Here is a 12,699-nt window from a genome sequence, read left to right as displayed (position 1 = left end):
CCAGCTCCTATATACTGAGAATTCAGCTTACAGACGAAAGAAGGTACACATATGAGATTTTTTAAAGTGATGACGCATACGAACGATAAAGCCGAAGAGATCATCTTGAGCGAATATTTCAAGATCAATGACAAACAGGCCGATCAATTTTTGAAAGACACGCTCGAGCTCGACATGTATGACCAGAAAGTGACACTCAAAGAATGTCAGGTCGCGAAAGACCGTTGGGAGTGCCCAGTCGGAGATTTCGTCGTCGTCGAATACTTCAATGAAAAAGAGTTCGACAAAATGAATGAGTTTCGGACCCCGGCACCGAAAAAATAATGCCATAAAAAGGCTTTCCGATTTTTGTCGGAAAGCCTTTTTTGTGGATACTCCCTCATTGAAGTCTCCTTATTTTGATTCTTTGTCGTCTTCTTCAGGTGCCGGGTCCGGATGTTGCGTCGGAGCCGGTTTTGTAGCCGGGTTTGATTCCTCATCCGGTACTGGGTCCGGGTGAACCCCTGGTTGTGATTCATCACGTTTCATTGAGCATCCCTCCTCTGCATAATGGACTAATTCCACATTAGGCAGTGGGCAAAACATCAGTGTATGTCTTTGTTGCCGATCACACGACGCGAGATGGCTTTCTCGATTTCGACGATGACAAAGACGATGAGACCGAACGCGACCGGATAAATCCAGTCTTGCAGTTCAAGTGGTGCCGTACCGAACAGCGTGTGCATGAACGGGACGTACGTAATGAACAGCTGGAGCCCGATCAAGAGTGCCGACACGAGGAAGGCGATCTTGTTGTCAAAGAAGTGACGGTTGAACGCCGGCGCGAGCTCGGTCCGACAGTTGAACAAGTGGAACAGTTGTGCCATGACAATCGTATTGAGCGTGATCGTCTGCAACTTGTCGGTCGAGTAATCGAAATCGCCGAGCATATAGTTGATGACTAGACTACCGCCCCCGATTAAAATCGAGACGAACGTGATGCGGAAGACGTAGTAGCGACTCAGCAACGGCACGTTAGCGGGACGCGGCGGCCGTTTCATCGTGCTCTCTTCGAGCGGCTCGAAGGCGATGGCGAGCGAGAGCGTGATGGCGACGACCATGTTGACCCAAAGGATTTGGACCGGACTGAGTGGTGCCGCGGCGCCCAATAAGATACTCATTGCGACAAGGAGTGCTTGTCCCCCGTTTGTCGGGAGCAAGAACAAAATCGTCTTCTTCAAGTTGTCATAGACGCGACGACCTTCACGGACGGCGTTGTAGATCGTCTTGAAGTTATCGTCGACGAGCACCATCTGTGAGGCCTCTTTCGCAACTTCCGTTCCTTTGATTCCCATCGCGACCCCGATGTCGGCCCGTTTCAAGGCCGGGGCGTCATTGACGCCATCACCGGTCATCGATGTGATTAAGCCGTTCTGTTGCAGTCCTTTGACGAGACGAAGTTTATCGTTCGGGCTCGTCCGGGCGAAGACGTCATTATGGACCGACGCCTCTTTGATTTCTTCATCGGACATGTTCGTCAATTCTTTCCCTTCGAGGGCGCCCTCGACTTCCATTCCGAGTTCTCGGGCGATGGCGACGGCCGTGTCTTTATGGTCGCCGGTGATCATCTTGATACGGATCCCCGCGTCACGACAAGCCGCGACCGCTTCGATCGCTTCTTGTCGTGGCGGATCGACGATGCCGTAGAGGCCGAGGAATGTGATGCCGTTCTCGACGTCTTCATGGTCGACCGTCTCTTTCGAGGCGTCGACGCGTTTGAAACCGCCCCCGAGCACGCGTTGTCCGCGGTCGGCAATTTCTTTTCGTTTTTCATCCCAATAGGCACGGTCGAACTCCGTGTCTTCCGCCATATCGAACAGGCGGTCCGGTGCCCCTTTGATGAAGATCATCCGCTCGCCCTTATAATCGACGAGCGTAGCCATATATTTGTACTCCGAATCGAATGGAATCTTCGAGATGACGTCCAAACGTTCGATCGGCCGCTCCGCTTTCTCAGCGAGCGTGAGCAAACATGCTTCCGTCGGGTCACCATTGACGACCCATTCGCCGCCCTCTTCATACAGCTGGGCGTCGTTACATGTTTTCCCGACCGTGAGAAGGTCGATCATCGACTCATCATCATCTAAATCGAACGGTTGACCGTTCAGTTCTAAATCACCGTCCGGGGCGTATCCACTCCCTGACACTTCGATGTCGTGTTTGGCCGTGACGACTTGTTTGACGGTCATCTCGTTTTTCGTCAACGTCCCGGTCTTATCGGTACAGATGACCGATACGGCGCCGAGCGTCTCGACCGACGGCAAGCTGCGGACGATGGCTTTTTTCTCAGCCATGTTCCGGACACCGAGCGCGAGGATGATCGAGATGACGGCCGGTAATCCTTCTGGAATGGCGGCGACGGCAAGACCGATCGTCGTCAACATCAACTCGATCGGGTCAAAGTCACGGACGAAGTAACCGAACGCGTATATGACGACCGAGATGACGAGGATGGCGATGGATACCGTCTGACCAAACTTCGTCGTCTGGCGGATGAGTGGCGTCTTGACCGTCTCGACTTCAGCAATCGAGGCGTTGATTTGGCCGAGCTCCGTGCCTTCTCCGATGGACGTGACGATTGCTTTCGCACTTCCCGTCGCCACGCTCGTACCCGAATAAATCATGTTCTTGCGATCACCGAGGACGGCGTCTTCCGGTACGACTTGAATTTTCTTCTCGACCGTCGTCGCTTCACCTGTCAACGCCGATTCCTCGACTTTGAATTTCTCGGCTTGAATGACACGGGCATCAGCCGGCACTTTATCACCGGCGGCAAGGACCAAGATGTCCCCGACGACGAGGTCGCTCGAGTCGACTTGGATTTGCTTGCCGTCACGGATGACGCTCGCCTTCGTCTCGAGTAATTTTTTGATTCCTTCTAACGCCTGCTCGGCCTTGTTCTCTTGGAGATATCCGACGACGGCGATAACCGTCACAACGAGCACGATGACGATCGTATCGATGTACTCCCCTAAAAAGCCGGTGACGACAGCGGCACCGAGCAAGACGAAGACGAGAATATCATTGAATTGACGCAAAAATTTTATGATTTCAGGTGTCTTCTCTTTCTCGGGCAGCACGTTTTTCCCGTACTGTTCCTGCCGACTTGACACTTCTCCTTTCGACAGACCACTAGATGTGTCCGTCTCGAGCGAACTCTTTACCGCATCCGGTTCGAGTGCGTGCCAGTTTTTTGTCTCCATCTGCATCTCTACTCCTCCTTGGTCATTCCTATATGGAAAGTCTTTCCCCTTTCTCTTCCCACTCCGGGCCGGACTGACACATTTGAGCTTGTTTTTTCGCTAATTTTACAGCTGAATTCGTTCACAATTTTCCAATTCGTCAGTTGGAAACGCTACCATCAAAAAAAGTCGTGTCAGATGGATGAAATGGCTTTACAGAACCGTTCGGATGGTTAACTATAGAGGAAATATAGAACAGAGAGAAAGAGGTACACCGTATGATCATTATTCAAGGTATCGCACTTTTACTGTTGATTCTTGCCTTATTCACGTTATTCAGTTACAAAGCCCCGTTCGGGATGAAAGCGATGGGCGCCTTGGCCGGCGCCGCCATCGCCAGTTTCTTGGTCGAGGCGTTCAACGCTTACGCCATCGGCGGTTTGCTCCCGCTCCCTTTATATGAGGAAGTCGGACAGGCGGCTGGTTCGTTGTCCGGCCCTGCCGCAGCCGCGCTCGTTTCGATTGCACTCGGGATCAATCCGGTCTACGCGCTCATGCTCGGTCTATCGGTCGCCGGCTTCGGCATTCTTCCTGGCTTTTTCGCCGGATACATCCTTGCCCTTGTCGGTCGTAAACTAGACCGTCATTTACCGGCCGGTGTCGACATGATTTTCTACGTGATCGTCATGGCTCCCCTCGCTCGCCTCGTGGCGACAGGAGTCGATCCGCTCGTCTCGAACACATTGTCGCAAATCGGTGCGGTCATCGAACTTGCCGCGACGCAAAACCCCGTCGTGATGGGACTTGTCCTTGGTGGGATTGTCACAGTCGTCTCGACGTCGCCGCTCAGCTCGATGGCACTCACCGCCATGCTCGGTTTGACGGGTGTGCCGATGGCCATCGCCGCCCTCGCGTTGACAGCGTCGATCTCGATGAACTTCTTGCTGTTCAAGCGTTTGAACATCGGGACGAAGAAAGATCAACTATCGGTCGCGATTGAACCGCTCACGCAAGCCGATCTCATCTCGGCGAACCCGATCCCAATCTACAGCGTCAACTTCGTCGGTGGCGCCATCGCCGGACTCATCGTCGCGATGACCGGCATGGTGAACGACGCGCCAGGTTCTGCTGCCGGGATTCCGGGATTGCTCGTCATGTACGGCTTCAATGATTGGCAGACCGTGACCGTGACGGCGCTCATCTTGTTCGGCGTCGGCATCGTGTCCGGACTCGTCGGCAGTAAACTGTTCAGTAATTTCCCTATCACTCGCCAAACCGAAAAAATGGCCGCTTCCGACGAAGAGGCCGCTTGATACAAAAAGGTTCTCACTCCATCTCGAGTGAGAACCTTTTGTTATCGTTCTGCTTGCACCTCGGCGACCGTCTCTGTGACCGGTGTCCGATAGAGTGGAAAGAAATCAGATGGTCCGTAGCGGAGCAAATGGTCTTGATTCAACCGGTGGTAAACCGCCTCATCGAGCACGGACTGTCCGATATAGTATGTGAGCGGCTCATCCCCTGAGAAGCTCTGCTTGAAGTCATAGAGTGCATCTTCTCCGGTCGCTCCGCCACCGAGATGTACGTATGCTTTCTCTTTCTCGGCCGCGCGGCGGATCATCTCGCGGAACAAGAAATGGTTCGGTCGCAGCGCCAAGTAGTTCGCATCCGAGCCTCCGAGATGATAATGCGCCCCATCGTCCCCGAACAACATGAACACGCCTGCCACGATGACACCCTCATGGACAGCGAATAACAGCTCCGTTTCGCATGTATCGCTGTTCCACAGGTCCTCGAAGTATCGGTCCGAGAAATAGTACGCCTCGTTCGCTGCTCGACGGTCCATCGTCGCCCGATAAAGCCGGATGAATTCACATAGTTCATGGGCCTGCCCTTGTACCGCCGTCACTTGTTCACGGATAGCCCGCTTCACGTTTCGTTTCGTCATTTTACTGAAGCGTTGCTCGAGTTGGTCGAACGGGTCATCGAGCCGGACGTGCACCGTTTGACGAATCGGGACGGCTTGGCCGAAGGCACACATCAAATCATGGTCGAAGCGGCAAGGATGATATCGAATCGTCTCAGTAACCGTGGCTTGATTCTCAGGACGTTTTAAAAAGAGACGTCTAGCCTCTGCGACGTCCTCGTTCGAAAAGTTGCCTTCACGGAACGGGCCGCCATAACCATACGCCGTCACGAGATCATCATGACGATGTGCAATTGGACGACGGATGTATGGATACAACAAGATGCCGTCCTCTTTGGCCGCAATATACAACTCAGGCTGCTCGCCCGGTTCACAGTTGGCCAATACATAATCGTAATGATCGTACGAATCACAACTGACCTCCCGCAACCAGTTCTCCCACTCCCATCGATTTTTCACAATCTGATTGAACATCATCCGTTCCCCTCTTCCTTTAAGTCGTCATTGTTTGAAGTGTGACAGGACAGTCTGGAGTCGTTTCCTATGTCCTGTTCCCATTCAAAGCTGACTATTTGAAGGAGGGGAATAGCTTTTTGTTGTTAACAAACATGAAGCGAGTTTGTTCATTCACAATAAAATCATAGCGATTTCTTTGAGATTTTAAAAAGGACGACCTCGCCAATGGCATCAGGTCGTCCTTCATGATTATGACTTGAAGTCGAGGACACGTTGAAGCCGTGATGCTTCACGAGCCGTTTCGATGACTCTCGTCGTCAAGAGCGCTTCCCGAAGCGGCACGAGCGGATGACGTGTCATATAACTATCCGCCAGCGCCCGGTAGAAGGACAAATACTCACCTGCTTCGATGTCGATTGTCGATTCAACGTCTGTGACGACCGTTCCACTCTCACGGTCGGGACATCGCACTTCCCCGTTCCGGAGACACGCCTCTTGCGGATCGAGTCCAAACTTCAAGAAACTGCCTTCCGTCCCGTGCACTTCGAACCGCGGCGCCTCGACGGCTATGAACGGGTTCGAACGCAGATATACCCGTTTTTCTCCATAATACAGGGTCAGATGGAAGCCGTCGTCAGACTGACCTCCTTTACGTTGAATCATAACATCTGCCGACACTTTGTCGGGTGCACCGAACAAGACGAGCGCTTGATCGATCAAATGGCTACCGAGGTCAAACAATATCCCTGCTCCCGGCCCCGCATTCTCGCGCCACCGATCCCGGACGACCGGACGGAACCGGTCGAACCGTGACTCGATCACTTTCCAATCGCCGAGTCGTTTTTCCTCGAGCAGTCGTTTGACCGTCAAGAAGTCTCCGTCCGTCCGTCGATTATGGAAGACGTTGACGATTCCGGCACTGGCCTGTTCGCGTGCAATCAACGCCTCTCCTTCCTCTGTCGTCAAGAACGCAGGCTTCTCGACGAGAACATCCTTCCCTTCCTGTAAACAACGTTCCACCATGTCCTTATGTAAATGGGACGGCGTCGTGACGATGAACAAGGTCGCCTCAGTCGCGAGAGCCTCGTCTAGCGTCGCATATACCGCGACATCGCCAAGTACGGCTTGTACGTCCTCAGGTCTTGATGAGACGACACCGGCGATCTGGAAGTCATCCAGCTCCTGTAAAAATGGTAAATGAAATGTCGTCGCGGAAAAACCGAAGCCGACAAGAATCGTTTGAATCATACCGTTCTCCTCCTATCCATTCGCTTCCCAGTATATCAAAAAAAGGAGTCAATCGACCCCTTATGCACTGACACTCTCATCCATGCTGTATTCAAACGTGTTATACCCGTCCCGTGAGTCCACGAAGACGAAGCCAAACCGTGGATAATAACTGTTCAAGAAATCATTATCAGCCACACAATCAAGCCGGACCGGCTCCTGTGTGTCGGCTTCACGTAAGACGTGCTCCATCAGTTGTTGACCGACGCCTCGCCCTTTCAGCCGTTCACTGACAACGATTCGATGGATGTATTGACCGCGCTCGCCATCTTCCCATAGGCTATGGTCCCAGTCATCTGCCGGAAGTAAGGCGATCGAGGCCAATACCGTTCCATCTTGCTCGTACACATATACATATCCCGAGGTGATGTCTGTCTGCACCCGGTCTATGAGGTCTTGCTCCAAATATTCCGCCCATTGATCGCTACCTTGTTGTTTTAGCGCTACGGCTCGTTGTTCGATTAGGTCCGCGATGTGTTTGGCATCGCGTTTCGTCGCGAGTCGAATCATAACGTCCTCCTTTGTATTACAGTATTTGAAATACAAATATAACGGACCGTTTCGACTCTTTTCAACCATCCTGCTCACATTACGTAAATGGGACGACTTCGCCGCCGTTCAAACGATAGCTGTACGTCATCGTCGCGTCGAGACTGTGCGACACCGAACAGTAGCGATCGACGGACAACTCGATGGCGCGGCGGACCCGTTCTTCGGGCATATCCCCTTCGAGGACGTATAAGATGTGGATGGCCGTGAACTTCTTCGGATGTTCCGTCGCCCGGACCCCGTCGACTTCCATCTCGAACCGCTCGAGCGGCAACCGCATCTTATGAAGAATCGAGACGATATCGATCCCCGTACAAGCGGCCGTCGCCTGCAGGAGCATCTCGGTCGGACGCGGACCCGTATTGAGACCACCGACATCTTCCCCGGCGTCAAGCGTCACATCATGACCCGAAGGCGTCGTCGTCTGAAACGCCATCCCTTGTTTCCAATTCACTTGTAAATGCATCTTTGTCTCCTCCTTACGTTTCGATAGCTTACTATTCCCTTGAATGATGTATTATTAATCTATGTAAGGAAATTGTCGTTTAGGAGTTGGTCGCATGGAATGGTCGGTCATTATTAGTTGGGGGCTGTATATCGTCCTCGGATTGAATTTATTGTTCGCGTTAGCCGTCATCTTCGCGGAGCGCCGCGATGTCGGGGCGACGTGGGCGTGGCTTCTCGTCTTGTTCTTCTTGCCAATTATCGGGTTCATCATCTATCTCTTCCTCGGCCGACAGTTGAAGAAGGACAACTTCTTCAACTTGAGCGTCGAAGAGCGCTCGTTCCACGCCCTTCAAGTCGACAGTCAAATCGAACAGATTCGCCGGAAAGAGACCGTTTTGGCTCAACCTGTGTTCGAAAAGTACGAGCAATTGCTCGAGATGAACTTGCGCTCCTCAAAGTCTTTGATTAGCGTCCACAACAAATCTGCCATCATGCATGATGGAGAACAGAAGTTCAAAGCGCTCATGGACGATATCCGCAGCGCCGAGACCGAGATCAACATCCAGTACTACATCATTCAACGGGACGCGCTCGGCAAGGCGCTGATCCATGAACTGATCGAACGCGCCAAGGCGGGCGTCAAAGTCCGGCTGTTATATGATGCCGTCGGTTCGCGCAGCCTCCGTGACTCCGACTTTAAAGAGCTGATCGCCCACGATGGCGAGGTCCGCGTCTTCTTCCCGCCGACGCTCGGGTTGATCAACTTCAAGTTAAACAACCGAAATCACCGGAAAGTCGTCATCATCGACGGCAAGATTGGTTATGTCGGAGGCTTCAACGTCGGCACTGAGTATCTCGGCCTGGTCGAGAAGTTCGGGTACTGGCGTGACACGCACCTCCGCGTCGAAGGGGACGTCGTCTACCATTTGCAACATCGATTCATTCTCGATTGGAACTATTCCGGCAGCAAACATCATGACCCGGAGAACTCATTCTGTTTCGCACGCCACGACATCAAGGACAAGTCGCCGATGCAAATCGTGACGAGCGGACCGAACTCCGACACGGAACATTTGAAAAACATGATGATCAAGATGATCATGTCGGCGAAACATCGCGTCATCATCCAGACGCCTTACTTCATCCCGGACACGAGCTTCATGGACGCCTGCAAGATGGCACTTTTGTCCGGCGTCAAGATGGACATCATGATTCCAGGGAAGCCCGACCACCCGTTCGTCATGTGGGCGTCGCTATCGTTCCTCGGCGAATTGCTCGACTACGGGGCGAACGTTTATATGTATGAGCAAGGCTTCCTACACGCCAAGACGCTCGTCGTCGATGATGAGATTTCGACCGTCGGGACGACGAACTTGGATGCCCGCAGTTTCCGATTGAACTTTGAAGTGAACGCCGTCATTTATGATCAGCGGGTCGCGCTCGAACTCGCATCGCTGTTCGAGTCAGACGTCGCCGTCAGCCGCAAATACACGGTCGACGACTATGCGGCCCGGAAATGGACCGTCCGGATGCGTGAAGGCGTGTCACGATTGCTCAGTCCAATCTTATAAGTTCTGATTACGCTAACTACCCCATCGTATCGGCCAAATGTGCCAACGCGATGGGGTATGTTTCTGTTCGGAAGTCGAGAGCTATGCACTCACACCAAGCTGTGACGATTTCTCGTCATATTCTAAAAATTGCTATCTTTTAAAAGAATACTCGCTAGTTCCTTCCCAAATTAGGGTATAAAGTATCAGTACGAACGTCCTACACTACCGCTTCGGCTAGGAAAGGAGGAAGTATGCGTTCACGCATATGTCATACAATGGCTGATCAAGAACGGACTCATCATGACACTCACACCACGAAACCCGATCCTTCCTCATGGGACCAGCTCCCGATTGGCCTGTTCGCCTTCAATCGTGACGGGCAAATCGTCAGCTATAACGAATCATTCGTTCATTTACTCGGGATGCTTCCGACCTCGAATGTGATGTTCGAGCGATGCAGCTCTTCTTCGTTCGACTTCTCAGGCGCCATTCGGAACGTCTTGAACGGGGAGACGATTCGCATGGCCGGCTGGTATAAAGCACCAGAACGGCAGGCTCGCTTCATCCGAACGACGATGTCTCCGAGTTTTTCCGCGGACGGACAACTCGATGGCGGCGTCGGCATTTTAGAAGACGCGACCGAGCAACGTCGCTATGAAGAACGCATGGAACACCTGTCCTCGCTCGATCCGCTGACAGAGCTGTATAACCGGAAGAAAGTCGGGGACGTTCTCTCGTCGACGGCTCAGGAAACGGTCGACACAAGGGCGCCCGCCGCCGTCATCATGCTCGATATCGACTATTTCAAACTCGTGAACGATACGTTCGGCCATCCGACCGGAGACCTCGTCTTACGTTCGATCGCCCAATTGCTCAGGCGCAACATCCGCAAGTCGGACTCGATCGGCCGCTGGGGTGGTGAGGAATTTTTAATCGTCGCCCCGCAGTCAACGCTTGCTGACGGGGTGCAACTCGCCGATAAGCTCCGACAAAAGATTAACGCCGAGCCGTTCGGTCCCGTCCCGCGCGTCACTTGTTCGTTCGGCGTCAGCGCCCTTGAAGATGGGAAGACGGTCGAACAGGCGCTTCAAGACGCCGATGAGGCACTGTATATTGCCAAGAACCGCGGCCGGAATCAAGTATCGAGTAAACGTTAACTAACTGATGCCACCAAAAAGAGGATGCCGCAGCATCCTCTTTTTTATACGTTGAAGCGTGAGACAAGCTCCTGCAACTCTTCCGCCATATCCGCGAGCGCCTTCGCGGACTGTGCGATTTCTTCCATCGAACCGAGTTGGTCCTCGGTCGTCGCCGCCACTTGTTTCGAGGCGACCGAGTTCTCGTCGGCGATATGGGCGATCTGTGTCGCCGCAGCCGATACTTCCTCGACGTTCGCCGCGATCTCTTCAACCGTCGCCGTCACGTCCTCGATGCGCGGCGTCATCGCTTGCGTTTGCGTCATGATTTTCTGGAAACGCTTGGCCGTGTTCTCCGTCGTCTCGAGCCCAGCTTTCGTATGGGCCGACACTTCTTTCATCAACTGGACCGAACGTTCCGTCTCTTGTTTGATATTATCAATCAACTCGGAAATCTGTTTCGTCGACTGTTGTGACTGTTCGGCAAGCTTTCTGACCTCGCTCGCAACGACGGCGAAGCCTTTCCCGTTCTCGCCGGCCCGTGCCGCTTCAATCGCGGCGTTCAAGGCGAGCAAGTTCGTCTGGGTCGCGATGCCGTTGATGACATCGACGATATTGCCAATCTCGTTCGACCGTTCGGCGAGCGAGTGAATGACTTTGCCGAACGTCTCGACCGACGAGTCGATCGCTTGCATCTGGACCACGTTCTCTGTGACAGCAGTCGTCCCGTCCTCAGCCTCGAGCGCGGTCTCGCGCGACAGCTCGGACACATCCGTCGAGCTCTCGGCGATGCGCATGATGCCGCCCGTGATCGCTTGGAGCGAGACGGCGTTATCATCAAGTTGACGTTTCGAATCATCCGCACCGGCGGCCATCTGTTGGACCGCTCCAGCGATTTGTTCCGAGGAGGCCGTGTTCTGAGCCGAGTTGGCCATCAATTCCTGCGACGAGGCGGCGACTTGTCCGATCGATTGATCAAGACTTTGAATGATAGCGCGCAGAGACCGCGTCATCTCATTGAAACTCGCGGCGACACGCCCGACTTCGTCATTCGATTCGACGACGATGTCTTCGGTCAAATCTCCGGCTTGAATTCGTTCAGCCCCGACGGTCAAACGATTCAATGGACGTAAAATCGAACGTAAGATGACGTAGAGCAGGCCAGCTGCCAAGACGAGCATCAATCCGATCACCCCGACTGTCGTCCATAAGATTCCAGACGTCTCATCTGTGATTTCCTCATCGTAGAGCGTCCCGGCAATCTTCCACCCCGTCAACTCGTTTGTCATGAAGTCCATCTGTTTGCCTTCATTCTCAAACTCATAAGCAAAGCGGCCCGCTTCTCCCGAATAGAGCGGTTCAATCCACTCGCCTTCTGCCTTCTCTCCGGCTGCCAGCGTCGGATGGGTGACGAACTGTTGCAACGCATCAAGAATCGTCACGTAGCCTTCTTTCCCGATTTGAATGCTCGCCGCGACGGCTGCGATATCGTCGACCTCGACGTCAACCGCGATGACCCCGCGACCGTCCGTCCCTGTCTGAGACAGCGTGACCATCATCTTGTTCGAGGCCGCATCGACGTACGGGTCCGTCACAACGACGTTCCCACCGGCCGCTTCGGCCGCCTCATACCATGGACGAGTCCGCGGGTCGTAATCATCCGGTAACTCTTGTGCCGGATAAATCGTCATCTCCCCTCCCGTCGAGGCGTAGTAGATATTCGTCACGTTCGGATGCGTCTCCAAATACTCAAGAAACTTCTCTTCCAAATCAAGGTTCTCTGCCCCCGACTCATAGAGGGACGAATCAATTCGTCCGGCAAAGAACGCAACATCACGTTGGATTGGTTCAATCAAGTTGGTGATTTCATCATTCATCCGCTCCACCCCCGCGTGGGCCGACTGCATGATTTGTTCGGTGATCTTTTGTTTCGCCTGATTGTAGGCGACAAATCCAATCAATAAAGAAGGGATCAATAATAGCACCAACGACATCGTAATCAATTTTTGTTTAATGGTGATCGTACGGTCGTGCTTTCGTCTCATAAAACATCTCCCATTCCCGAGAAAACTCGTTATGTTAACCTTTGTATCGGACAGTTGGAAGAGGATGTTGACACCCTAGAC

Annotated in this window: 11 protein-coding genes; 4 read left to right on the top strand and 7 right to left on the bottom strand. The window is 53.1% G+C overall.

Annotated elements, in window-relative coordinates; translation table 11 throughout:
- The first annotated feature begins 51 nt into the window (after positions 1-51).
- On the top strand, positions 52-324 hold the full coding sequence (locus AC13H5_RS07420; protein WP_235420191.1) for a hypothetical protein: 273 nt from the start codon (positions 52-54) through the stop codon (positions 322-324).
- Positions 325-393: 69 nt separating this feature from the next.
- On the opposite strand, the gene AC13H5_RS07415 is transcribed toward AC13H5_RS07420, so the two are convergent.
- The gene (locus AC13H5_RS07415) at positions 394-528 is read right to left on the bottom strand and encodes a hypothetical protein (protein WP_034777478.1); all 135 of its coding nucleotides are present in this window, start codon (positions 526-528) and stop codon (positions 394-396) included.
- A gap of 56 nt (positions 529-584) precedes the next feature.
- On the bottom strand, positions 585-3,248 hold the full coding sequence (locus AC13H5_RS07410) for a cation-transporting P-type ATPase (protein ID WP_034777477.1): 2,664 nt from the start codon (positions 3,246-3,248) through the stop codon (positions 585-587).
- A gap of 251 nt (positions 3,249-3,499) precedes the next feature.
- Between AC13H5_RS07410 and AC13H5_RS07405 the strand changes: the two genes are divergently transcribed.
- Positions 3,500-4,534, top strand: coding sequence for a PTS sugar transporter subunit IIC (locus tag AC13H5_RS07405; RefSeq protein WP_483546525.1), 1,035 nt, complete (start codon positions 3,500-3,502; stop codon positions 4,532-4,534).
- Positions 4,535-4,575: 41 nt separating this feature from the next.
- Here the strand turns inward: AC13H5_RS07405 and AC13H5_RS07400 are convergent, their stop codons facing one another.
- The 4 genes from AC13H5_RS07400 to AC13H5_RS07385 form a co-directional block, all read right to left on the bottom strand.
- On the bottom strand, positions 4,576-5,622 hold the full coding sequence (locus AC13H5_RS07400; RefSeq protein ID WP_483546524.1) for a lipid II:glycine glycyltransferase FemX: 1,047 nt from the start codon (positions 5,620-5,622) through the stop codon (positions 4,576-4,578).
- 228 nt (positions 5,623-5,850) lie between these two features.
- Complete coding sequence (locus AC13H5_RS07395; RefSeq protein ID WP_215190137.1) at positions 5,851-6,849, bottom strand: Gfo/Idh/MocA family oxidoreductase; 999 nt, start codon at positions 6,847-6,849, stop codon at positions 5,851-5,853.
- 60 nt (positions 6,850-6,909) lie between these two features.
- Complete coding sequence (locus AC13H5_RS07390) at positions 6,910-7,398, bottom strand: GNAT family N-acetyltransferase (protein ID WP_034777473.1); 489 nt, start codon at positions 7,396-7,398, stop codon at positions 6,910-6,912.
- A 79-nt stretch (positions 7,399-7,477) separates the two neighbouring features.
- Entirely contained in the window at positions 7,478-7,903 is a 426-nt protein-coding gene (locus AC13H5_RS07385; protein ID WP_214755019.1) for an OsmC family protein, read from the bottom strand.
- A 94-nt stretch (positions 7,904-7,997) separates the two neighbouring features.
- On the opposite strand from AC13H5_RS07385, the gene cls reads away from it, so the two are divergent.
- Positions 7,998-9,455, top strand: a complete 1,458-nt coding sequence (gene cls, locus AC13H5_RS07380; RefSeq protein ID WP_214755017.1) for a cardiolipin synthase — start codon at positions 7,998-8,000, stop codon at positions 9,453-9,455.
- A gap of 233 nt (positions 9,456-9,688) precedes the next feature.
- Positions 9,689-10,594, top strand: a complete 906-nt coding sequence (locus AC13H5_RS07375; RefSeq protein WP_214755015.1) for a sensor domain-containing diguanylate cyclase — start codon at positions 9,689-9,691, stop codon at positions 10,592-10,594.
- Positions 10,595-10,638: 44 nt separating this feature from the next.
- Here the strand turns inward: AC13H5_RS07375 and AC13H5_RS07370 are convergent, their stop codons facing one another.
- Positions 10,639-12,618, bottom strand: coding sequence for a methyl-accepting chemotaxis protein (locus tag AC13H5_RS07370; protein ID WP_483546523.1), 1,980 nt, complete (start codon positions 12,616-12,618; stop codon positions 10,639-10,641).
- Positions 12,619-12,699: the final 81 nt, after the last annotated feature.

It is taken from the genome of Exiguobacterium sp. FD-YE-25-4 (assembly GCF_057004685.1).
Note: the sequence above shows the minus strand (reverse complement) of the source record. Positions and strands in the feature narration are given on the sequence as shown.